This is a genomic window from Peribacillus sp. FSL P2-0133 (genome assembly GCF_037975445.1).
In the GTDB taxonomy this organism is placed as follows: Bacteria; Bacillota; Bacilli; order Bacillales; family DSM-1321; genus Peribacillus; species Peribacillus simplex_E.
In genome coordinates this window covers 2,389,964-2,413,258 of the sequence record NZ_CP150254.1, presented here as the reverse complement: position 1 = coordinate 2,413,258, position 23,295 = coordinate 2,389,964, and the positions used below count along the sequence as shown (strand labels likewise).

The following is a 23,295-nucleotide window of genomic DNA, read 5'->3' as shown; positions in this document are numbered from 1 at the left end:
CTGCAAGTTCATAGTAAGAGCATTAATGGGAAATGCTGAAGCTAGAAGATTAGGTATCTTGAACATTACGAAAACCCATTCACTACAAAGGCATTCTCAATATTACTTTTGTCCCTTTCCCTTCACCAGAATGAAGGATAAGGTTTCCGCCGGAAGCTCTGGCTCTTTCCTCCATACTGAATAAGCCTACTCCACGGGTAACTTTTTCTATATTAAAGCCCTTTCCTTTATCTTCTATTTCCACATGAACTTCTTCCTCTATTTCCCGGATCGTCACTGTAGCATCTTCGGTTTGAGCATATTTCCGAATATTTGTTAATGCTTCTTGAATAATACGGTAAATGGTAATTTCTTTGTTTGTATTCAGACGGTAATTCAAATAGCAGTCAAAATGGACCTTGATATGATGATGCTCTGAAAATTGCACCAATAAAGAGCGAATCGCAGGGAACAGACCAAGATCATCAAGTACGGATGGCCTTAATTCCCAGGATAGATGCCGGAGTGCTTCGATTATCTCGGTCGTTTCATCCTGCATCTGATCTAACAGGGGATGATCCATTTCTGTCTGCAGTCTGTTAATCGTTATGAGGTGGCTGTATAAGTTTTGACCGATATCATCATGAAGCTCTCGGGAAATGCGTTTTCTTTCTTCTTCCTGCACATCAATGATTTTCCCGGTCATTTTCTGAATCTCTTCTTCCGCAAGCTTACGCTGGGTCACTTCATGACGAATCGCCAAATATTGGTAAGGTTTATTGAACTCATTAAGAAATGGAACGATTGTCGTATCCACCCAATAATAAGTACTATCTTTGGACTTATTTTTAATCTCGCCTTTCCATACTTCCCCTGCTGATATTGTTTTCCAAAGATTGTTGAAAAACTCTCTCGAATGAAAGCCCGAGTTAATAATTCGATGATCCTGTCCGATCAGCTCTTCTTTTGAAAACTTTGAGATCCGGCAAAATTGATCATTGACATATTTGATCGTCCCTCTTTGATCGGTTATTGCCACAATTGAGGAAGAATCCAAAGCAAATTGAAAATCGGCCATTTTATTAACGGATTTTCCTAATTCCTCTAAAACTCGTTTATATTCGGTTATTTCCTTCCGGATTGCCAAGTATTTATAAGGGTTCCCGTCTTCATTTAAGAAAGGGACAATTGTGGTATCCACCCAATAATAGGTTCCATCCTTCGCTTTGTTCTTAATTTCCCCCCGCCATACACTTCCTGATGAAATTGTTCGCCAAAGATCTTGCATAAATCCCTTTGAATGAAAACCTGAATTGATAATTCGGTGGTCCTTCCCAATGAGTTCTGCTGCTGAATATTTGGATACCTCACAAAATTTCTTATTCAAGTATATTATCTTGCCTTTTTCATCGGTAAATGCAACAATCGTTGATTCATCAAGTGCGTAAATTAAATCAACCAGCTCATTTATCGGATAGGTTTGCTGCTGGTTAATCCGTGATTGGTCTTTCACTTTATGGACCACGATTAAATAATAGAGCTCTTTCGCAAGCTGAAAGGAGTTCACCCTGAAAAAAAGCGAAAAAGCATGACCATCCCGGTGAATTCCAAAATGGTGGATAATTTCCCCTTCCCCACTTGACTGAAGGTTTACCCCTGGTATAAGATTCAGGAGCTTTTCCCCATTCAATTCATGATGGTCATAACCAAAGTTTTCATATACTTGTTGATCTGCAAAAGAGATGACTCCTGATTCATTGACAAGGATTGTCGCATCGCTAGATCCAGGAGAAATCCCTTTTTTCATTTCCAAATGTTTATTCAAGTCCATACATAATCCTCCTTGTTGCCATGTTAAACCGAGCTGTTCATTTCCTTTTCCAATTTTTTCGCTGCATCAAGGATCGTATGCTGGTCACTTTCAGAAATAGGCTGATCTGTTCGTTTACCTACTAATAATACCCCCTTAGGAACACCTTTAAAATGAATGGGAACTGCGAAAGCGCAATTGAGATTTTCCGCAAGCATGATGGGATACTCTAAGGCTTTGCCGTGAATATTATTTGGAAAACCCTCGATTTTCATCGGCCTCCCCGTTGATATGACCTTACCTGCTATTCCTTTTCCATATCGAACAGTTATCCTTTTGTATTTATCATTTCTGTTTCCGGCGGCATAATGCCAGCTTATGTCAGGACCTTTACTGTTTTGTAAGGCAAGGCCTACAAAGTCACAGTTCATTTCTTCTAATGCATGTTCACACGCTTCTTTAAACGGTTGTTCCTCTTTCGATTTACTGCCCCCGCTAAATTCCATACCCTAATAACCCCTTTTTTAAAGCGAATGCAACAAGTTCATGCCTTGTTTTCATTTTGAGCTTTTCCATTAGGTTTCCTTTATGGCTTTCAACAGTTTTCACGCTTATGACAAGCTGTCCGGCAATCTCTTTGTTGGAAAACCCTTTCGCTATCAAGGTCAGTACCTCTTTTTCCCGGTCAGACAACAGATTGAAAGAATCAGCTGCCCCCTGCTTCACACTGCCTAAGTATTCTTCCATTACCCTTTTTGTTGCAGATGGATGAAGGTACGCATTTCCGTTCGCTAAAGATCGGATGGCTACCAATAATTCTTCATGTGGTGCACTTTTTAAAATACAGCCTGAAGCCCCCGCTTGAATAGTTCTGAACAAATATTCATCATCATCATGCATGGTAAGTATTAATATGGCTACCTCAGGCATTAGTTTTTTTAGTTCGGAAGTCGCCGATAAGCCATCTTTCCCATGAGGCATGCTTAAATCCATGACTACCACATTAGGCTGAAGCTCTAGTGCTCGCTGTATTCCCTCGTTCCCCTCTGAAGCTTCCCCTATCACTTCCATATCCGCATGATTGTTTAATAGCATCTTTAAGCCCATTCTTACAACGGCGTGATCATCGCAAAGCAAAATTTTTATCAAAGCGGCTCCCCCTTAGCTTTGTTCGTATTTCTATCGTTATTAATGAATATGAAACAACAATGGGGATTGCAAAATTCGCAAACCCCTTGTTTAGCATTTTAATATAATGGCAGAGAAATCTCTATAGATGTCCCGTCATCTATTTTCGAAACAATGGTACAATTTCCGCCGATCAAATGCATTCTTTCACACATGGCAGCAAGCCCGCTCAATTTATTCATAGCGGCTTCAACCTCAAACCCTTTCCCTGAATCTTTAATCAAAATCAATAACCTGCTTTTTTCCCATTTAAATATCATACATGCCTTCGTTGTGTCAGCATACCTTGCTATATTCACCAATGCTTCTTGGCAGACCCTGAAAAGTGTAATGCTTTCTCTATCAGAGATTTCCGATTCAATACCATGGTTCTCCAGCTCAACCTCAAGGCCGTAGGTTGAAGTGTATAATTTTATGTAGCTTTTTATAGCTGAAATAAGCCCAAGAGTTGTAAGGGTAGGTGGATGCAATTCTACAGCCAAAAGCCTGATTTCTTGAATTGCCTTTTCCAATAACTGATTCATATCACCTGCATAGCTTTTCATGGCAGGCTGTTCGATTGCCGATTCCATGAGCTGCATTCCAGAAAAGAGACTGGAAAGGGACTGCCCCACACCTTCATGAAGCTCCATGGCAATTCTTTTAATCTCTTCTTCATGTGTTTGTATAATATAAGAACTGAGGTTGTTTTTGAGTGGCTGAGTATTCATTCCCACCCTCCTTCTTCGATTGTCGCTGATTATTGGCCATTCAAAATATGACATGCTCTCCCAATTACACTTTCGGTCTAGCGGTTAAAACACTGACGTATACCTTCTCTCCCACCGGAAACTTAGCAATTAAAATTTCTCGTTCTCGAAAACTCCAATTCAGCCTTCAAATCCAATGATTTCATGCACGCAGTTCATTTTATGCCTTTTTCACTCTATGACTTGAAATGTCACTAAACATTCCTGCATATTGAACGACATCCCCCGCATCATTCTTTATCGAACTAATGGTCAGCCATTGTAGATATTGCTGTCCATCCTTTCGGCTATTCCAGATTTCACCTTGCCAGAACCCGTTTATCTCAATGGATTTCCACAAATCCTCATAAAAAGTTTGAGGCTGTCTGCCTGACTTAAGTATACTAGGGTTCTTCCCTATTACTTCATTTTCCTGATAACCCGTAATACTGCAAAACGAAGGGTTTACTGAAATGATCTTGCCGGTGGTATCGGTAATAAGAATCCCTTCTATTGTATGATCAATCACTTCTTTGGCAAGCCCCATTTTGCCTTGGAAATACATCCAGACAACTAAAATCAAACTTGCAAGGGCAACTTCTGACAATGCCATGAACCCGATTGCATAATGTCCTGTGATATTGAATAACAAGGATAAAATTAATGGCGGAAAAAAACCTCCCAAACCGCCCATTGCGGAAACAATACCATTCACAATACCAGCCTGCTTTTGGAAATACATGGGCACCAGTTTAAAAATGACACCATTTCCCATTCCCGCACAGAGGGCAATACTCAAACAACCAAAAGTGTACCATCCAATCGATGGAGCAAAGGATAGAATCATCGCTGAAACCGTATACACTCCGAAAACAAACATGAGCAGAATGAGGGAATGAAAGCGATCTGCAAGCCATCCGCCAATTGGTCTCATTAGGGTAGCAAGAACAATAAAGCCTGCTGTCCTCAAACCGGCGTCAACTTTATCCAATCCAAAGTTCGCTACAAGAAAATTTGGCAGATAGATAGTAAATGCAACAAAAGAACCGAATGTAATAAAGTAGAATAAACTTAGCAGCCATAGTTTTTCATTTTTGTAGACACTCTTCACTTGTTCTAAAAGCGGTGTTTTTACTTTCAGCTCTTTTTTATCCCCTAACAGAAAGTTACCTGCGATAAAGACAGCCAAAATCACAAGATAAAGCTGTACAGTTGTTGACCAGCCAAAATTCTCAGCTACAACAGGTGCAGCAAAAGCCGATACTGCCGTTCCAAGGTTCCCTGCACCGTAAATGCCGTTTACAAAGCCATGACGCTCCTTTGGATAATACTTAGGTAAAGAGGTTACTCCAACAGAGAATACGGCTCCTCCAATACCAAGGAAAAGTCCTCCAATCAATAAGTCGGCAAGGGAATCGGCGATACTGATATAATAAACAGGGAACAATAGTAAAATAAAGCTAATCAGGAAAATTTTCCTTGCCCCGAACTGATTGGCGTAAAAGCCAAGGGGGATACGAAGTACTGATCCCAAAATAACCGGAACGGCTGTCACCAGTGCAAGCTGACCTTCAGGTATAGCAATATCTTCTTTAATAAAAGGCATCAGGGAAGAAATTAATACCCACACCATAAATCCTACTACTAAGTTTAAAGTCTGTAATGGAAGCTGTATTTTCCTAATCATTCTGATCACACTCTCTTCTAATTACATATTGTAACCCTGTGCTTTCGTCAAAAGCTGACCACTCATTTTTGTTTTTAGCCATATTGCATGCCAAAGGGACAGCGAAAAAATTATGGTGGTCAAAATATATCCGTAGATGTGTCATGTCAGGACAAAGCTCCACCTTAACAATCGTTTTAGAAACGAAAGGAGCTTTACCCTGGCCATCATCATCTAAGATGGCTACACTTGCTTTTTCCGATATTAATGGTTGTATATCTTCTATTTTAATGTGTTCCACAGGTATTGCATCCTCTCTTTGCCGTGTAAACATTCATTTGAAAACCCTGCAAATATTCCCAGAATGTATCTTCTGCATGATTCTCGATAAATTCAATTGTTTCCACTACAGACTCCCAATTGCTCATTCCCTTTACTTCGGCAACTACAATATCGGCCCCATCTATTGACTTTTCATCTAAATACCAGTTAAGACGGACATCTTTAAAAAGGTCTGAAAGGAGCTTATCGATTTCAGCAGCAAAATTTCCAGATGCTTCTTTTACAAAACAAAAATCAAAGTATGTTTCACTGTTCATTTGATTCACGCCTTTTCGTTTTTCGTTTTTTTATAAGTAAATAACGCTAAGGGAAACACCACTATGTTCAATCCCCCAAATATTAAAACATTTACATAATTTTCATAATAAAATTGGTGAACCATGAATTGGGTAAATACAATATTCATCATCAAGAAGGCACAAAGCAACGCGACACCGATAAACTTAAACTTCATAACGCTTCACCCTTACTGCGTATACCGCCCCATTTTCCACTTTCACCTGAATCTCAGGCAGCGGCCTTCTTGGCGGCCCTGCAGTCGGAACACCTGTTTCAACATCAAATTTCCCATGATGGCAAGGGCAGATCATCTCGCCCTCTTCCTTCACCCAGAAAACTGGGCAGCGAAGATGTGTGCATGCATTTTGGTATGCTACGTATTTCTTTTCTGACAATCTGATCAAAATGGCATCATCATGATCACCTGGAAATTTAAAATTCTTTGCGTCACCAATTGCAAGTTTGCTTACATCTGTGATTTTTTTGTGAGGATACTCCTTCTCCCCAAGCCCCATCAATTCTTTAGCCGCTACCGCCCCCCAAGGGAGGGAGGAAATGGCGAATACGCCAGCAGCACCCACCAATGTTTTCATGAACCCACGTCTGTCAAGCTTTCTTTCATTATTCCGTTCAATATTATGAGTGTAATTATCTTCATTAAAGGGAATTTTATTATTTTTATCTGACGGCATCTTAATCCCTCCTAATATAGCTTGGTTATCCCCTGTAAAATACCTGGGAGATTTACCTTAACGTTCGTTTCACTTTCAAGATAAGGAAGGCTAGTCACCCATTTTCCATTATCTAGATTAAATTGTTTTCTCTTATTTTCAATTTCTTCATCTGTCAACCATTGAAGTGTATTGGATGGGCAAACACTTGCACACATTGGCGGGATACTGTCTTTTGTCCGGTCGATACATAAATCGCATTTGTACATTAAGTTTTGTTCAGTATCAAATTTCGGTATTCCATATGGGCAAGCAATCGTACAATTTTGGCAGCCGATACATTTTTCAACGAGTGCTGATAACACGGCCCCTGTCTCATGGATTTGGATTGCCTGGGCCGGACAACTCCTTGCACAGGCAGGATTTACGCAATGAAGGCACATAAGAGGCATCGTTTGCCGATTGACCAGAGGGTTTACATCATATACATAGTTTCTGTTCCGCTCTTCATGCCCTCCGCATTGTGTACAAGCCGCTAGACATGACCTGCATCCTATGCAGTTTTCAAGTTCTAAGTAGAGCCTCTTTTTCATTTATTGCACCTTCTTTATTTCGACTTTTTCCATTTGGGCTGCACAGACCTTAAATTCCGGCATACGGGACATTGGATCAAGCGCTGCAATGGTTAATAGATTGATAGATTGCTCGTGCCCAAAGTGGTATGGAACAAATACAGTGTCTTCACGAATTGCTTCTGTAATTTTCACTTTATAGATTGCCTCACCTCTTCGGGTATACAGGCGGACCTTATCCTCATGGTCCATATTGTATTTTTTTGCTGTATCCGGATGTACTTCCACGTAAGGTTCCGGACACATATCACGAAGGAACTGAATTCTTCTCGTCTGGTTCCCTGATAGATAGTGGTAAACGACACGTCCAGTTGTTAAACGAAGCGGATATTTTTCATCTGGCTCCTCAGCAGGGGGACGGTAAGGAAGTGCACAAATTTTCGCTTTACCGTCTGCGTGATAGAATTTTTTATCCAAGAACATATGCGGCGTTCCCTTGTCATTTGCATCCTTACAAGGCCAAAATACCCCGTCCTGTTTGTCAATCTTATCCCATGTGGCGCCGTAATAATCGGCATTTCCGCCTTTACTGGCCAGTCTGAATTCATCTGCCACATCTTTTGCAGTTTTCAAATGGGAAAAATATCTTCCTCTCCCAAGACGTTCTGCAAGCTCTACTTGTATTTGCCAATCGGGCTTAGATTTTCCGATTGGTTCTTGTGCCTTATTTATCTTAATAATTCGCCCTTCAAGGTTTGTAACTGTTCCTTCATCTTCTGACCACGTTACGGACGGCAGGATCACATCCGCAAACTCTGCTGATTCAGAAAGATAGAAATCCGAACACAGCATAAAATCCAGGTTTTTCATCGCCCTTCTGACAAAATTCAGGTTAGGCGCAGATACTGCAGGATTAGAACATAGCAGATATAATCCGCGAATCGTTTTTTGCTCCATCAGTTCAAACATTTCGTAAGCCGAAACACCAGGCTTAGGCATTTCTTCCGGAGTGATATTCCATACGTTACAAACTTCTTCCACATGTTCAGGATTCGTAATTTTCCGGTATCCTGGCAATAAATCCGCTTTCTGACCATGCTCGCGTCCACCCTGCCCGTTTCCTTGACCAGTGAAAGTTGCTACACCAGACTTCGGACGGCCAATCTTACCTGTTACAAGCGCCATGTTTGTATATCCAGATACATTGTCAACGCCCTTATGCTGCTGTTCAATTCCACGGGCAAACATGACAACTGCATTCGGTGATCTTCCATAAATCTCTGCTGCGCGAATGATCTTTTCCGGTGCAACACCTGTAAGCTCACTCGTATATTCCGGCGTAAAATCTTTTACAAGCTCTTTTGTTTCTTCAAATCCATTTGTATGATTATTAATAAATTCTTCATCAGCATAACCATTTTGAATTAATTCATTTAAGATTCCATTAGCAAGGGCAAGGTCCGTTCCCGGTTTCAAGTCAAGATGAACATCCGCTCTTCTCGCAACAGGCGTTTCGCGGGGATCCGCCACGATAATGTAACCGCCTCTTTCTTGAACGTTCCAGACTCTGAACATAGAAGTTGGATGGCATTCTGCTGTGTTGCTTCCTGCAAGAAATAAGCAATCAGTTTCATGAATATCTGTCCAGGGTAATGTTGAACCTCTATCTACGCCGAAAGAACGAAGGAATCCCCCGGCCGCACTAGACATGCAGAATCGGCCATTATAGTCAATGTAGCGCGTGCCAAGAGCCACACGTGCAAATTTCCCTGTTAAATAACATTTTTCATTCGTCATTGATACGCCGCTGAAAACGGATAATGAATCTTTTCCATATTTTTTTTGAAGCTCACTGAATTTTTTCGCGATTAAATCATATGCTTCATCCCAGCTGGCTTCTCGGAAACCTTCCTTTGTTCCCTTTAATGATGCATCATCACGAATAAGCGGTGTTAAAATGCGATCATCATGGTTCGTCTGCTGGTAAGCTGTAACCCCTTTTGGACACATTTTCCCAACAGTTACGGGCCAGTCATAACGTGGTTCAACCCCAATGATTTTATTTGTCGCTCTATTTACCCTTAAATTCATTCCGCACTGCATTCCACAATATGCACAATGCGTTTTAACCAATGTTTCATTAGGGTGTAACAAATTCTCTACATCTTTAAAAAACTTATCCCTTTGCATTCTGGTTAGCCTCCTTAACTTTTACCTCGTGGATAGGAAATCCGGAAAATTGGGCAATCCGGTATTTTCTTCGGCAAGGTAGGCACATTTCGGCGAGATGGTGGCCATCCTTAGTTTGAAATTCTATTTCATTCTTACCGAGAACCTCTATGACATCTTTTGATTGTTCTGTTGAAACAAACTCATTACCGCAAACTTTGCATTCTTTCATGGATTGTTCCGCATAATGCTCTCTGTAGTTTCTGGCAAATACACTCAGTGGGCGGAAAGGTATGTGAGCAAGTTTTCCGAACGGAAGATAAATCAATGTAATAATGACTGACCACTGGTGAATCAGGGACATGGCTGGCTGTCCTGCACCGTGCAAAAAGATGTTCAAAAACGTTAGTGCCAATCCTGTAATGCTGACTAATAACAGCATATATAGTGGAAGAAAGTCATACATGAATTTTTGTTCTGCTCTTGCCTGCATATTTTTCAAGCGGCGGTAAAGAGCCATGCATACTCCGGCAATGACCATCACAGCTGTAATGTTCAGAGCGTTATATGATAAGTTCGCAATGATCCCATCAGCTGGTACTGTTATTACCTGGATCCCCATTGCGATGATGTTGTAGTAGCCATTGTCGTCCATGGTAAAGTACATCCATCCAAATACTAGAGGGAATGTCACGAAGCAGGAAAGGATACATCCCCATCCGATTAGAACGTGCTGAGTCCATCGGTAAATTCCCCTATTCCAGATGAAATTGTATGTTGCTAAATGTTCAACTGATGTTTTAGGCGTTGATTTTCTAAATATCAGTTTGATGCCTTTTTTTATAAAAACCTTTGTTGGCGGCCTTTCTCCCCATGCGATAAACCTGTAAAAGAACCCCCCAATAAAAATAATCGTCCCCATCATATAGCCATAAAGGTTTAAATCTACGTGTGTAAACATTCTCGTACCAATAAACGATAAGAATACAAGTCCGCAAACTGCTAGAAACATAGACTTAGCAAAATGTGATGCAAAAGCATTATCAATTGATTTGCCTGTTTTTTGATTTACTGCGACTTTTGCCTGCATTACTATTCCTCCTTATTACAAACAATTACCATACTCTAATTGTAAGATCTTTCCCGATTGTTCCATATCGGGGGACTTCCCTATCCTAAGGGGAAAATTCCCCTATCTTTTAAAATAAAAAAAACAGTTCTGATGTGCAGAACTGCCTGTACTATATTTCAATGTTCAAGTTTTCTCTTTTCCAGTTTTTATATTTTATTTTGCAATGGTGGAATGCTGATGGAAGTTTTTCTAGATGTTAGTATGATTAAGGGATGTTTGTTGTTTTTGCAGTCTTTGCATATGATAAAATCGATTACCGAAAACAAATGTTTTTTAATGAAAATAAGTATATAGAGGTGAAATTATTGAGACATAATCTCACAAAAAGATATTAGTATTCAAGATTTTTATTGACTGAAAGAAGAACTGCACATACATAGTAAAATGGGATAGAGAATTCTGATAGATCGAAACATTTAATCAGATAGGAGCGATAAAAATCCACATAGAAATTCAACGGTTAATACTAAGCTTAAATGCAAGATAAAGTAATTCTTGATACAGTCATTAAAGAAAATACTTGTTGGAGTCACATCAGCCATCAAGTATTAAGGTAAAATAAAGCAACAATTTATTTGAAAAACTGCCTTGAATAAAGAAAATAAATAGAGGCTCCATCTTTCACTTATTATGTATTAACAAAAAAAGAAAGTACCCTTTTAATAAGAGTACTCTCTTCCTTTTGTTACTTCTTGATGAAGTAACTATATTACATGCTGTTTTTTAGAAATAATGAAATCGAAACCTTTAAATCTTTTAATTGTTGTTCTTTTTGAAGGAAATGCTGCTCGGCTTCTTTTAAGGTTACTCGTGAAAATTGAATAGATTCCCCTGGTTTGACCTGAGCAATTAATGGTAAATCTGCAGTAATCACTTGAGCTATCTTAGGATACCCTCCCGTTGTTTGGCTATCCGCAAGAAGAATAATAGGGTTTCCATCAGGAGGAACTTGAACAGACCCGTTAGTTACTGCTTCAGACAATAGCTCCCTTTTATCCTGTAACTCTAACAAAGGACCTGATATTCTATAGCCCATACGATCAGATTGGTTTGAAACTTTAAACAAATTCTCTGCAAAACTAACTTTACTAGAGTCCGTAAAATAATCGTACTGGCTTCCATCTATGAAACGAATAACTGGCATGCGACTTGGCATAAACTCCTTTTCATTGACAAACCACTTTGGAGCGATAAACGCTTCTTTAAACTCCCGGTTATCTAGAATCGTAGAAGTTTCATTAAAATCCACAACATCATCTACTTTTAATGCTCTTCCCTTATAGCCCCCAATTTCCCCTCTTAGATATGTACTTTTACTATTCATAACTGTAGAAATAGCGTATCCTCCCGCTACAGACAAATAAGTCCTACAACCTGATTTACATCCCGCGAATCGAAGAATAGAGCCTTTTTTTACATAAACAGGCTTCCACATTGGAACAGCTTGACTGTCAATAGTAGGTGATAAATTTCCACCTGTTATCGCGATCAAGCAATTTTTTTCTATTTTAAGAGTCGGACCCATTAACGTAATTTCCATGGCCGCTTCACTTTCTTTATTGCCAACTAACATATTGGCAATTCTTAGGGAATATGCATCCATTGCGCCGCTTACAATCACTCCATGTTGCTGAAACCCTTTTCTTCCAAGATCCTGAATACTAGTTAATAATCCCGGTTTGATTACACGCAGGCTCACTGTAACCCCTCCTTAAGAATAATTTCATTATACTCTTGATTAGAAATTGGATGGAATTTCACAATGTCTCCTGCTTGTAATAGGCTTGGAGGATTAACATCTGGTAAGAATAGTTTGGTTGGCGTTTGTCCAATTAATTGCCACCCTCCTGGCGTAGATATTGGATATACACCCGTTTGCATACCTGCAATTCCAACTGCTCCTGTTGGTATGGTCATTCTAGGAGAAGATCGTCTAGGTGTTGCAATTTTTTCTGATAGTCCACCGAGAAACGGAAAACCTGGAGCAAATCCAATCATATAGGCTAAGTACTCACCATTTGAATGAATATGGATGACTTCATCAGTAGTTAAATTATTATAACGAGCTACATATTCCAAATCCGGGCCATATTCCCCCCCATAACATACAGGAATAGAAACAGTTCGGTGTGTCAGCTTTTTATCTTCTTTTAACCACTGTAGTTTCCTTTCCATGATAGAACGAACCACTTCATATGGGGAAATAAATTCATCATTATTGCTTTGTTTTTGTTTCTTATAGATAACTAGAGGATCATAAAAAACTGTCAAATTTGTAAAAGCCGGCACACATTCTATAAATCCAACAAAAGGTTCATCTTCAAGCAAATCCATAAACATTTTAATTTTTTTGTGAATGTCGTATTTAATTTCATTCCCAAATGTAATCACGATTGCGGAATCGCCTAAGGGAGACAGTATGCATGTAGTTTTATTCAAAAGCTTTTCCGGCATAGAACTCAACTCTTTCTGTTAGTAATATTATAAAACGCCTAATTTTTCATCACGGATATCCGTTATAAACATATGTCCTGGTGCATGCGTAATCATAATCGCCGGTTTTGTTTCCATTGCGATAGATTGAGGCGTTACTCCACAAGCCCAGAAGACCGGCACTTCTCCTTCACGAATCGTTACTGCATCACCAAAATCAGGTTGCTGTATGTTAGAAACACCAATCGCCTCCGGATCTCCAATATGGATTGGACCACCATGAACAGCAGGAAAACGCGATGTAACTTGAGCCGCCCGCACCACATCTTTCTGAGGAATCGGACGCATGCTCGCTACCATTTTCCCGTGAAATATCCCTGCTTCAACACATGAAATATTCGTTTTATACATCGGTACATTACTGTTCTCTTCAATATGACGAATGGAAATATCGTTGTTTAAAAGGGCATGTTCAAATGTAAAGCTGCAACCGATTAAAAACCCAACCATATCATCTTCCCAATAATCTGAAATATCCGTTACTTCTTCCATTAATTCACCGTATTTATATATCCGGTATTTTGGAATATCTGTACGTATATCACCAGACTGAGCAGCAAATTTAGGAATAGGAGAACCAATTTCTGTTACGTCTAGAAGTGGACAAGACTTAGGATTACGCTGACAAAACAATAAAAAATCAAAAGCATGCTCTTTTTTTAAGATGGCTAAGTTCGCTTGTGCATAACCGTTAGCCATGCCAGCAGTTGGCTTAATCAATTCATTGTTGCGGATCATTGCGCGCAATTCAGCCGGGGTAGCTTGAGAAAGATCGATCATTAATATTCATCTCCTATTAAGAACTAGGAGTCAGTGACAAACTAGCACGCCACTTCCACCCCGTTTTATTGATGTATCATTAAAAAAGAGCGGGCAGTTGTTTCATTAATGTATATACGCCCATTAACGCCATGATGATTACCACAAATACGCCGGAAATCGTCAACCATAAAGGATGTTTATAATCACCCACAATATTCTTCTTATATGCCGCAATTAAAAGTGTACCAAGTGCAATTGGTAAAATCAGACCATTAATTGCCCCTACTACAAGTAGTACTTTAACCGGTTGACCAATTAATAGAAAGCAAATGGTCGATACGACTATAAAGCCAATGATAATCCAGTTAGCCTTTTTATTTATTTTTTCGCTGAATGTTCTGATAAACGAAACAGAAGTATATGCAGCACCAACTACTGATGTGATTGCTGCAGCCCACATAACAATACCAAACATTTTATAACCTACATTTCCAGCAGCAAGTTGAAAAACGGATGCCGCAGGGTTTTCTGAATCAATTTGCAAGCCTTTAGATACAACACCTAGAACTGCTAAAAATAATGCAACTCGCATAACTGTGGTTATTAAAATACCCATTACTGAACTCTTTGTTACTTGTGGCAGTGCTCCGACACCTTTCACTCCTGCATCCAATAGACGATGACCGCCAGCAAATGTAATATAGCCACCCACAGATCCCCCAACTAATGTAACGATTGCGATAATATCAATCTTATCAGGTGCAAATGTCTTCACTACTGCTTCTCCAACTGGAGGAGAAGTTGTCCATGCAACATATATCATCAAACAGATCATAAAAAAGCCTGCGATTTGTGTAAAGCGGTCCATAGCTTTTCCCGCTTCTTTTACTACAAATATTAATACTGCAATAACTGCACTAATTGCTGCTCCAGTTGTTGGGGAAATTCCAATCATCGCATTTAGACCAAGTCCAGCTCCTGCGATGTTCCCTATATTAAATGCTAGCCCCCCCATAACTATGAGTGCCGCTAGAACATAACCTAGTCCTGGAAGAACCATGTTTGCAATCTCTTGTCCTCGTTTTTCAGATACAGCAATAATGCGCCATACATTTGTTTGTGCAAAAATATCAAGAATAACTGAAATAAGGATAACAAACCCAAAACTTGCTGCAAGACTTTGGGTATAAACAGTTGTCTGCATTAAAAAACCTGGTCCTATGGCTGATGTTGCCATAAGAAATGCTGCACCTAGCAATAATGTCCGGTTATTTTTTGGCTTAGAATGATTTTTTTTCTGATCTGTCGTATTTTTGATTGGCTCCAATGAAATCTACCTCCTAGATGTTTGTGATTTTATGTAGAAATAGACTTAACTGTAATTTCAGATATTTCTAAGGATTTTTTTACAAGACGAGCAAAGGTTAAAGCATGTGCTCCGTCCCCATGAATACAAATTGTATCTGCCTTTAAAGCCACATCAGTTCCTTGCTGTGATAAAACCTTTCCTTCTTTAACCATTCGAATTACTTGTGCAACAGCATCATCATCATTTTCTATCATTGCATGCGCTTTCATACGAGAAGTCAATGAACCATCTTGTTGATATGTCCGATCCGCAAACACTTCACTAGCCGTTTGTAATCCAATGGTCTGTCCAGCACGTATTAATTCACTGCCCGACAAGCCAAATAAAATGAGCTCAGGATTAATTTTGTATACTGCTTCAGCTATGGCAAGAGACAACTCTTTATTCTTTGCCGCCATATTGTACAAAGCACCATGTGGTTTAACATGTTGCATATTCCCGCCTTCAGATTGCAAAAAGCCATTTAATGCACCAATTTGATAGACAACAATATCATAAGCTTCCTGTGGTGAAATATTCATATTGCGTCTGCCAAAACCTATTAAATCCTGGAAACCTGGGTGGGCTCCGATTTTTACTTCTTTCTCTAAAGCAAGCTGAACCGTTTTTCTCATAACGGTCGGATCGCCAGCATGAAATCCACAAGCAACATTGACAGATGTTACATAATCCAAAATCTCTGCATCATTTCCAATTCGATATGTGCCAAAGCTCTCTCCTAAATCACAATTCAAATCAACTGTATTCATTGTACACTCCTCCTATTTACAGAAATTTCGAACAATAAAACCTATAAATATGTAGATAAAAATATTTCACTTTCATAATTTTATAAAATTCCGAAATTCGGAATTGACGTTTCATATTTCGGAATATTCTTATTCTAGCATGTTTTTTTTATTTCGACAATACAATTGTTAGCTAACCTAACATATGTTTTTGTATTTTTTCATTAATCTTGAATATCATTTATGTTTTCTTCTACTATTATCTTTGATTAAACAGAAGATTATTTACATAGATTAATGTAAAAAAATAATACATAGATGTAATATCAATAGACCGGCAAAAACAAGTACTAAACCTTTTTTTGCTGATTAAAAAAGTCGTTGATTCCTATGACAAGGAATCAACGACTTTGATTTTCATTCTATATGCAGGTTCAAGTTAAACTTGTGATTTTGTATTTTCATCTCGATGGCGAAATATTTTTTTCAAGTCTTCTCATTATTAATTAAATCGATTAATAGAAAACAATGAAATATCTTCCTTGCTAGTACCGGAGATAATCAAGTCACTCAAAATTTCACCCATGACACTGCTGAATTTAAAACCGTGTCCAGAGAAACCCGCTGCTATAGCAATATGTGGATAATAAGGATGTTTATCCACTATAAAATGCTCATCAGGGGTCATGGTGTAGATGCAAGTTTTCCCATATTTCATTTGTTGATCAGCAGGCATATATTTCCGTAAAAACTTCACCAAATCCCCCTCATCATCACCCAATTCACCAAACCCTTCAATACAGCCATCAGGATTTATACGGTTTCCTCCATCATGTCTCCCTATTTTCAATCCAGAACCATTTATACTAGGAAAGCCATAGTATGTACCAATTGAAGTATCAAAAGAAAAAGCCGGAAAATCATTATGATTATATAATTTTTCATTTGCATGAAACCAAGCAAATGTTTTTCTAATGGGTTCTAGCGGCAGATTTAAATCTAACATCGCCAGTATTTTCGGGGCCCATGCTCCAACTGCAACCACTAAAGATTCTGAGTGGAATGTCTGTTCATCCGTTTTAACCGTGACCCCATCGCCATGAACAACTATCTTCCTTACTTCACTGTTTACAATTATGTCGGCACCATTAGATTTCGCAAGTTGTTGATACGCTCTAATGCACTCTTCACTTTTCAACACGCCCGAAGTCGATTCATAGCACCCAATGTAATCTTCTGGCAGTGTTATACCAGGCCATCTATCATGAATTTCATGTGAATCCAAGATTTCCATTGGTAAACCATATTCCTTTGACCCCGCTTTCACTTGTTTAATGAAAGTGGAATTTTCGCTTCCAGCATTCAGGACCCCAGTTGGAAGAAATAATTGTTCCCCCGAATTTCTTTCCAATTCACCCCATAGCTTTTGGGCTTTAAGTGCTAACGAAACATACTCCCTACCTTCACCATAAGCATGTCTAATAATTCTTGTTTCCCCGTGATGGCTGCCCTTATTATGAGGAGGAGCAAAGGAATCCAATAATAATACTTTTTGTCCTTTTTTTGAAAGGTAATAACCCGAAGACATTCCCATAGATCCAGCTCCAATTACAATTACATCATAGTGCATCTTGCTTCCCTCCTTTTTAGATGAATCATTCAATCATTCTAGTTTAACAGCAATCATTCATATAATCATTAATGAAAAAGGAAGCCCCTTTACTCTATAAAATAAAGTAAAACAGCTTCCATCTTTTTTTAGAACTCCATTTCCCCAATCGCCTTTTCAACTAGCATAACTATTTCCCCTTCATGAATTTGTCTATAAATCGATTCAATGTCAGGGTGAAAAAAGCGATCTTCTTCCACCATCGGGACTTGGCTCCGAACTAAATGATATACGCCCTCCGTAACCGGTGACGGTTTCAATGGTAGATGAAAATCCATTGCTTGCGTTGCCGTCATCAGTTCAATGGCTAAAATATATTCAAGTTTCTTTGAGATTTGATAGGCTTTCTTCGAAGCGAAATAAGCAAAACTTATCACGTCTTCTTGATTTGCGCATGTAGGGATATTATCTATCGTGGCTGGATGCGAGAGCACCCTGATTTCATTCAATAGCCCTGCAGCTGTATATTGTGGAATCATGTAGCCACTATTTAAACCTGGATTAACCACTAAAAAATTAGGTAATTCACTTAGGTGATGGTTTACAAGCCGATCTATTCTGCGTTCTGTTATTTTTGCTAAGTTTGCTAGCGCTATGGAAATCGTATCTGCGTATATCCCAACAAATGAACCATCAAAATTTCCAGCCATGAGTGCTATCCCATCTTCCTCTTCCGGAAAAATCAAAGGATTGTCACTAACAGAGTTCATTTCATTCTCAATTGAAACAGCAGCGTCTTTCAAAACTCTTTTGATGGCTCCATGGACTTGTGGAATGCATCGTAAACTAAGCGCATCTTGTAATCTATGTTCCTTGTATGTATCAATGATTGGGCTGCCTTCAAGAATCCGTGTGACATTTCTGGCTGTCTTTGCCTGTTCCTCATGTTTTTTCAATGCATGGGGACGGGGATCAAATGCTTTTATTGTACCTTTTAGCACTTCTAAGGACATAGCTCCCGTAATGTCTGCGGTTTTCGCTGCTTGCATGCTATTGTATAAAGCCAGAGCAGCCAGGGCAGTGACGGAAGGAGTTCCGCTTATGAGAGCCAGTCCTTCTTTACACCCAAGCGTTACAGGCTTTAATCCAGATTTGGCTAGCGCATCCTTTCCCGATAGAAGCTCATCGTTGTACCACGCCCGTCCCTCCCCGATCAACAATAAGGCCATGTGTGCTTCAGGAGACAAATATCCCACTGACCCATCACCTGGAACATAGGGAAGTACATCGTGATTTAACAGTGAAGCGATCAGCTTTAATACTTGTAAACGGACACCTGAATAGCCTTGACCTAAGTTTACAAGTATCATCAATTGAATGGCTCTTACTACTTCTTTTTCAAGAGGTTCCCCAACCGAAACAGCATGAGAACGAACAATATTCCGTTGAAGGGTTTCTGCGTCTTCTGGAGAAATCACCTCCGTCATATTACTGCCAAACCCTGTCGTCACACCGTAAATCAATCTATTATCATCTAAAAACTTTTCTATTAAGCTTCGTGATTGATCCACCCTTTCACAATACGCCTGTGTGAAGGTAACGATTGCACCATATCTTGCAACCGCTATCATCTCATTGATTGAGATTGCACCGTCACCTAGTTCAACCTCTTTAATATCTTTAGGATGTAAACAATCGGTCATTGTCATCCTTACACAGCTCCTCTCCTTTGACTCATCAAGAAGGAGAAAAAAGTTTTGGTCCTTCTCATTTAGAAATTAATCTTATGTTATTTTCTTATTTTCTGTAAAGGGAATATCGGTTCCCTTCGAAAAGTTCCCCGCTTCTAGTAATGGGTCACTCGCTTCATGCAAGGAAAGATTCTTCGTTTCAGGTGCCCAGGCAATCGATGCAATCAAACCGATTAGCAGAACCACAGCCATACCAATCATTGATGTACTTAATCCGAATGAATTTAGACTAATAGGCAGCAGAAATGTACCAATTGCAGAACCAATCCGACTAATGGCCGTAACCATACCTATTCCAGATCCACGAATCTCAGTTGGAAAAAGCTCTGCTGGGTATACTAATGTAAGGTTTGATGCTGCTGACATGAAAAATGTAAAGATCAAGAAGGCTGTCAACATTAAGAATTGAGAACCATTGTGTAAGAAGCTGAGTGAAAACAATGAAACAGTAAGGATCGTAAAAGCCCCGATGGTAAATCCTCTACGAGAAAATTTCGCGAGCAACCAAAGTCCGAAAATTGCCCCAACAAGCAAGAATAGATTCAGCATCGTATCGGCAAAAAAGTTTTGTTCAAAACCCATTGTACTTAGTATCGACGGAAGGAAAGTGTAGATTGCAAAGTACGGAATAACAAGAGTTAATTTGAATATTCCACCAAAAGCCGTACGTTTACGAAGCTTTTTGCTGAAAAGTCCACTAAATCCTAGAGTCTTTTGATTTTCCGTACCAGTAAACGTTTCTCCCATTTCAACGTTCGATCCAAGGTGTTTTTTTACTATCTGGCGAGCTTCTTCGACACGCCCCATGCTGACAAGCCATCTTGGTGATTCAGGCGTTCCTATTCTTAAGATTAAAACCACAACAGCTGGAATGGCAGCACTAATAAGCATCCAACGCCATGAGTCTGACCCAACCTGTCCCAGGTAATGACCAACAAAGTTTGAAGCTACATATCCAAGCGTCCATACTACATTTATGGACGCGAGGAGCGAGGAGCGATATTTTTTTGGTGAAAACTCGGCGAGTAGAGTCGTACCGACAGCATAATCTCCTCCAAGTCCAAAACCAATTAGTAACCGTAAAATGAGAAGTTCTTCTGGACCACTAACAAAAAATTGTAAAATAGTAGCAATCGTGATCAGTAAAAAGTTTACGAGAAAGATTTTCTGTCTGCCAATACGATCAGAAAGTCTTCCAAGTACCAACGCTCCCCCAAAAAGACCGATTAATGCAGAACTTCCAATCAATCCAGTCCACATTGCATTTAACTCCAATTGAGGACCAAGTACTGTCAGAGCCATCGCAATGATTCCAAGTGAATAACCATCACAGAAGCTTGATCCAAAGGTAAGGCCAGCAATACGAAAATGAAACTTATTAAATGGGGCATCGTCTATAGTATATTTTTGTTCGTTCAAAGAATCCCCTCCATTTTTTGATTTATCAGATTTATGGATCAAAAAAAATTTTACTGCAGTACTCCGGTATTGACCCTGAAATTAAATGAATAGATTTCAGTTCACACTAAAAAATGATATTTTACTGACCTTCCAAACAAGGAATGTACACCTGTTAGAAATATTGCACTTATAGGTAGTTTTCATTTTATGGTTAAGACTAGTACTATTTCGGCAAAGAATATTATGAAATAGTAATCTTTTTATAATTTATTTCAAACGATTCTACCTTTTAATTTCTATTTAATTATGAAAATATAGTTTTAGGATTCGATCAATTGTTTATCATTGAAATAAATGACTTCACTAAGGATTTTACAGCCTTCTATTACCTCAAATTTTTCCCTAGCTTCCTTTTCTGTAGTAAACTCAAACATTTTTATGCCATTTTTCGAATGGATGGTGATTACCCACATAAAATTCCCTCCACATGGAGATTCATTTCCACATTTCCTTAAAACACTTTCATTTAATTTCACTGTAAAGCAGTAAAGTGTTTAACGCTGCCAATGGGTAGGATGATAAACCACCATCCTACTATTCAACACCATTACATGTGGATAAATACTTCTAAAAGCCCAATTCATCTGCTGAAATGGGTAGACATTGACTGAAGAGCAAGGCCTTATCTTTTTTAGTGATTCTTAAAGGACAGTCAGGCTTTAGGAATCACTCTTAACAAATGGCCTTAAAGAGGGTTTTTACTCGACAAATTCATGCTCACAGCCTTTATATCCTTTGGAACCCATGGGCTCTCATAAAAGTAGGAACAAGATCAATCGGATGCTCCTCTTGTAAACTTCTTCTGAAAGTGAAATACATAATCCGTAATCAATATCATCCATTTATGCCTTATCTTAGCTAACCATATTATTGGTGGTTTCCGATGTGTTACCTTGTTTGCCAGGCTTCACGAAAACCATGGCTATCATACCAATCGTGACGGCTATTGATGCTGCAATAAACATGGCATTATATCCATATATGGCGACAAGACTTCCTGTCAAGGTAGGGGCAATAATGGTAGCCAGATTGGCAATGAAATGAGTTACCCCGCCAAATGTTCCAGCTTTATTCGGTTCTGTATCTAGAACCACGATCCAATAAATGGAATTAGGTAAATAATTAAAGGCATTTCCTATACACATTAAAGCAAGTACGGCCGCCGCACTCTCGACAGTCGGAATCAACATAAAACATACAGCTGTACAAAATAATGAGACTACTGTGAACCAAGATCTGGCAATTCGTAAATTCCCTGTTTTCCTGCGTAATATATCCGAGATTTTACCACCTAATAATCCAGTGATAATAGCTCCTACCCAGGGAATCATCCCAATATATGAAAGTGAAGAAAGTGAATAATTAAATTCATCTTGCAGATATTTTGGGGTCCATGTAAGTAATAAAATATTTACATATAAAAAGGCAAAATATCCAATTGCATTAAATACTAACGTAGGGTTTTTAAAAAAATGGTACCATGGTACATTTATTTGTTCGTCTAATTTCGTCTCACCTTTTATTAAAATATCTGCTCTTCGAATTTCTTCTAGTTCGGTTTTCGAGACTCTTGGATGATCTTCAGGTAAGTTTGTAAATACTTTGTTCCAAATTGCTACCCAAATAAAGCCTAATATACCGAGAATAACAAATGTTACTTTCCAGTTAGTGAATGTTAGAAGACCTACTACGATGGGTGCAGTAATTAATGCTCCAATTGGCGTTCCAACTAATCCAAGTGCTACAGCAAACCCTTTTTCTTTAGGAGATACCCAGTTTGCCATCGTTCGGTTCATCGTTGATAAGGTAGGTCCTTCAGCTAAACCAAATAAAACACGAAACACCGCAAATCCTGCCAAGGCAGAGCCTCCAAATAATGCTGCACCTATGTGACCTGCGAATATTGTCCCAATTTCAAAAAAAGACCATGTAGTTCCGGCAATGATCCACATGAATTTAGGGCCTTTCTTATCTGCTAAAGCACCACCAAATAGTGCACCGAATATATATCCATATCCAAAATACCCCAGGATCGCTCCCCAACTTACTGGATCTAAATTGAACTCCTTGATTATTTCAGCTTGGGCATATGAAAGTGCACCTCTATCAATATAATTTATGATTGTAATAACAATAATCATAAAAATGATAAAATAACGATAGTTATTTCTCAACATGTGATCACTCCTTGATGTTTGTTAGAGAGAAGCAATACTGACTGATTTTAAACTTAAAAACAGTAATCTTAAAATCCTAAATTTAGTCTGCATTATGCAGCCTGTAATAAATTGCAATCATGAATACCCTGGTCTTGACTGTTTCGCCCCCATAGAGAAGCTCGGATCAAGACAGAAAAACATGACAATCGGATACTGGCCAAATTCTAGTGAAATATAAAAAAACCATTAGCAGGCATTCCACCATGGGTAGAAGCATGTATACCAGTGCAGCTGAAATATCAGATACATCTCTTGCTTTGGCAACTCGGAATACTGTTAGATCATGTTACGTATCAAAGCCTTTTTACATCCGCCAAAATTCCAGCGGATATAAAGAGGCTCCTGATACATAGATTGAAGTTCAGTA

The 23,295-nt window shown here is 39.0% G+C and carries 22 protein-coding genes; all 22 read right to left on the bottom strand.

Annotated features, from left to right (window positions below; translation table 11 throughout):
* Positions 1-82: 82 nt before the first annotated feature.
* Positions 83-1,810, bottom strand: coding sequence for a PAS domain-containing protein (locus MKY17_RS11560; RefSeq protein WP_098371818.1), 1,728 nt, complete (start codon positions 1,808-1,810; stop codon positions 83-85).
* A gap of 23 nt (positions 1,811-1,833) precedes the next feature.
* Positions 1,834-2,295 (bottom strand): GAF domain-containing protein, encoded by a 462-nt coding sequence (locus tag MKY17_RS11555; RefSeq protein WP_098371817.1) that lies wholly within the window; start codon positions 2,293-2,295, stop codon positions 1,834-1,836.
* The gene (locus MKY17_RS11550) at positions 2,285-2,938 is read right to left on the bottom strand and encodes a response regulator transcription factor (RefSeq protein ID WP_098371816.1); all 654 of its coding nucleotides are present in this window, start codon (positions 2,936-2,938) and stop codon (positions 2,285-2,287) included. Before MKY17_RS11550 ends, MKY17_RS11555 begins: the two co-directional genes overlap by 11 nt.
* Positions 2,939-3,036: 98 nt before the next feature.
* Positions 3,037-3,687, bottom strand: a complete 651-nt coding sequence (locus MKY17_RS11545) for a sensor histidine kinase (RefSeq protein WP_098371815.1) — start codon at positions 3,685-3,687, stop codon at positions 3,037-3,039.
* A gap of 199 nt (positions 3,688-3,886) precedes the next feature.
* On the bottom strand, positions 3,887-5,392 hold the full coding sequence (locus tag MKY17_RS11540) for a nitrate/nitrite transporter (protein ID WP_098371814.1): 1,506 nt from the start codon (positions 5,390-5,392) through the stop codon (positions 3,887-3,889).
* Positions 5,385-5,672, bottom strand: a complete 288-nt coding sequence (locus tag MKY17_RS11535; protein ID WP_098371813.1) for a hypothetical protein — start codon at positions 5,670-5,672, stop codon at positions 5,385-5,387. Before MKY17_RS11535 ends, MKY17_RS11540 begins: the two co-directional genes overlap by 8 nt.
* The gene (locus MKY17_RS11530; protein ID WP_063233471.1) at positions 5,659-5,970 is read right to left on the bottom strand and encodes a hypothetical protein; all 312 of its coding nucleotides are present in this window, start codon (positions 5,968-5,970) and stop codon (positions 5,659-5,661) included. Before MKY17_RS11530 ends, MKY17_RS11535 begins: the two co-directional genes overlap by 14 nt.
* Positions 5,971-5,975: 5 nt before the next feature.
* Positions 5,976-6,167 carry a hypothetical protein gene (locus MKY17_RS11525; protein WP_098371812.1) on the bottom strand — a complete coding sequence of 64 codons (192 nt, stop codon included), beginning with the start codon at positions 6,165-6,167 and terminating at the stop codon, positions 5,976-5,978.
* Positions 6,157-6,684 carry a Rieske (2Fe-2S) protein gene (locus tag MKY17_RS11520; protein ID WP_098371811.1) on the bottom strand — a complete coding sequence of 176 codons (528 nt, stop codon included), beginning with the start codon at positions 6,682-6,684 and terminating at the stop codon, positions 6,157-6,159. The genes MKY17_RS11525 and MKY17_RS11520 overlap by 11 nt, the downstream gene beginning before the upstream one ends.
* 11 nt (positions 6,685-6,695) lie before the next feature.
* Positions 6,696-7,256 carry a 4Fe-4S dicluster domain-containing protein gene (locus MKY17_RS11515; RefSeq protein WP_061462858.1) on the bottom strand — a complete coding sequence of 187 codons (561 nt, stop codon included), beginning with the start codon at positions 7,254-7,256 and terminating at the stop codon, positions 6,696-6,698.
* Positions 7,257-9,425 carry a molybdopterin oxidoreductase family protein gene (locus tag MKY17_RS11510; protein ID WP_339201916.1) on the bottom strand — a complete coding sequence of 723 codons (2,169 nt, stop codon included), beginning with the start codon at positions 9,423-9,425 and terminating at the stop codon, positions 7,257-7,259. It lies immediately after the preceding gene.
* Entirely contained in the window at positions 9,412-10,494 is a 1,083-nt protein-coding gene (locus MKY17_RS11505) for a hypothetical protein (RefSeq protein ID WP_098371809.1), read from the bottom strand. Before MKY17_RS11505 ends, MKY17_RS11510 begins: the two co-directional genes overlap by 14 nt.
* Before the next feature lie 751 nt (positions 10,495-11,245).
* Positions 11,246-12,235, bottom strand: a complete 990-nt coding sequence (locus MKY17_RS11500) for a biotin-dependent carboxyltransferase family protein (RefSeq protein ID WP_098371808.1) — start codon at positions 12,233-12,235, stop codon at positions 11,246-11,248.
* Positions 12,232-12,990, bottom strand: coding sequence for a 5-oxoprolinase subunit PxpB (gene pxpB / locus MKY17_RS11495; RefSeq protein WP_063233465.1), 759 nt, complete (start codon positions 12,988-12,990; stop codon positions 12,232-12,234). Before pxpB ends, MKY17_RS11500 begins: the two co-directional genes overlap by 4 nt.
* Before the next feature lie 27 nt (positions 12,991-13,017).
* Entirely contained in the window at positions 13,018-13,809 is a 792-nt protein-coding gene (locus tag MKY17_RS11490; RefSeq protein ID WP_063233464.1) for a putative hydro-lyase, read from the bottom strand.
* Positions 13,810-13,888: 79 nt separating this feature from the next.
* Positions 13,889-15,028, bottom strand: a complete 1,140-nt coding sequence (locus MKY17_RS11485; RefSeq protein WP_094246674.1) for an NRAMP family divalent metal transporter — start codon at positions 15,026-15,028, stop codon at positions 13,889-13,891.
* 119 nt (positions 15,029-15,147) lie between these two features.
* Positions 15,148-15,909: a 5-oxoprolinase subunit PxpA gene (locus MKY17_RS11480; protein WP_098371807.1), complete on the bottom strand. Its 762-nt coding sequence runs from the start codon at positions 15,907-15,909 to the stop codon at positions 15,148-15,150.
* Positions 15,910-16,390: 481 nt separating this feature from the next.
* Complete coding sequence (solA, locus tag MKY17_RS11475) at positions 16,391-17,518, bottom strand: N-methyl-L-tryptophan oxidase (RefSeq protein WP_098371806.1); 1,128 nt, start codon at positions 17,516-17,518, stop codon at positions 16,391-16,393.
* Between the two features lie 128 nt (positions 17,519-17,646).
* On the bottom strand, positions 17,647-19,206 hold the full coding sequence (gene hutH / locus MKY17_RS11470; protein ID WP_286177060.1) for a histidine ammonia-lyase: 1,560 nt from the start codon (positions 19,204-19,206) through the stop codon (positions 17,647-17,649).
* 75 nt (positions 19,207-19,281) lie between these two features.
* Complete coding sequence (locus MKY17_RS11465) at positions 19,282-20,667, bottom strand: MFS transporter (protein WP_098371805.1); 1,386 nt, start codon at positions 20,665-20,667, stop codon at positions 19,282-19,284.
* A gap of 302 nt (positions 20,668-20,969) precedes the next feature.
* Positions 20,970-21,122, bottom strand: coding sequence for a hypothetical protein (locus tag MKY17_RS11460; RefSeq protein ID WP_179891081.1), 153 nt, complete (start codon positions 21,120-21,122; stop codon positions 20,970-20,972).
* A gap of 441 nt (positions 21,123-21,563) precedes the next feature.
* Complete coding sequence (locus MKY17_RS11455; RefSeq protein ID WP_098371804.1) at positions 21,564-22,886, bottom strand: MFS transporter; 1,323 nt, start codon at positions 22,884-22,886, stop codon at positions 21,564-21,566.
* Between the last annotated feature and the right edge of the window lie 409 nt (positions 22,887-23,295).

Bases quoted from the DNA above. Each gene is read 5' to 3' on its own strand.
- MKY17_RS11560 (WP_098371818.1), bottom strand. From the start codon at position 1,810: ATGGACTTGAATAAACATTTGGAAATGAAAAAAGGGATTTCTCCTGGA.
- MKY17_RS11555 (WP_098371817.1), bottom strand. From the start codon at position 2,295: ATGGAATTTAGCGGGGGCAGTAAATCGAAAGAGGAACAACCGTTTAAA.
- MKY17_RS11545 (WP_098371815.1), bottom strand. From the start codon at position 3,687: ATGAATACTCAGCCACTCAAAAACAACCTCAGTTCTTATATTATACAA.
- MKY17_RS11540 (WP_098371814.1), bottom strand. From the start codon at position 5,392: ATGATTAGGAAAATACAGCTTCCATTACAGACTTTAAACTTAGTAGTA.
- MKY17_RS11530 (WP_063233471.1), bottom strand. From the start codon at position 5,970: ATGAACAGTGAAACATACTTTGATTTTTGTTTTGTAAAAGAAGCATCT.
- MKY17_RS11525 (WP_098371812.1), bottom strand. From the start codon at position 6,167: ATGAAGTTTAAGTTTATCGGTGTCGCGTTGCTTTGTGCCTTCTTGATG.
- MKY17_RS11520 (WP_098371811.1), bottom strand. From the start codon at position 6,684: ATGCCGTCAGATAAAAATAATAAAATTCCCTTTAATGAAGATAATTAC.
- MKY17_RS11515 (WP_061462858.1), bottom strand. From the start codon at position 7,256: ATGAAAAAGAGGCTCTACTTAGAACTTGAAAACTGCATAGGATGCAGG.
- MKY17_RS11510 (WP_339201916.1), bottom strand. From the start codon at position 9,425: ATGCAAAGGGATAAGTTTTTTAAAGATGTAGAGAATTTGTTACACCCT.
- MKY17_RS11505 (WP_098371809.1), bottom strand. From the start codon at position 10,494: ATGCAGGCAAAAGTCGCAGTAAATCAAAAAACAGGCAAATCAATTGAT.
- pxpB (WP_063233465.1), bottom strand. From the start codon at position 12,990: ATGCCGGAAAAGCTTTTGAATAAAACTACATGCATACTGTCTCCCTTA.
- MKY17_RS11490 (WP_063233464.1), bottom strand. From the start codon at position 13,809: ATGATCGATCTTTCTCAAGCTACCCCGGCTGAATTGCGCGCAATGATC.
- MKY17_RS11485 (WP_094246674.1), bottom strand. From the start codon at position 15,028: ATGGCAACATCAGCCATAGGACCAGGTTTTTTAATGCAGACAACTGTT.
- MKY17_RS11480 (WP_098371807.1), bottom strand. From the start codon at position 15,909: ATGAATACAGTTGATTTGAATTGTGATTTAGGAGAGAGCTTTGGCACA.
- solA (WP_098371806.1), bottom strand. From the start codon at position 17,518: ATGCACTATGATGTAATTGTAATTGGAGCTGGATCTATGGGAATGTCT.
- hutH (WP_286177060.1), bottom strand. From the start codon at position 19,206: ATGACAATGACCGATTGTTTACATCCTAAAGATATTAAAGAGGTTGAA.
- MKY17_RS11460 (WP_179891081.1), bottom strand. From the start codon at position 21,122: ATGTGGGTAATCACCATCCATTCGAAAAATGGCATAAAAATGTTTGAG.
- MKY17_RS11455 (WP_098371804.1), bottom strand. From the start codon at position 22,886: ATGTTGAGAAATAACTATCGTTATTTTATCATTTTTATGATTATTGTT.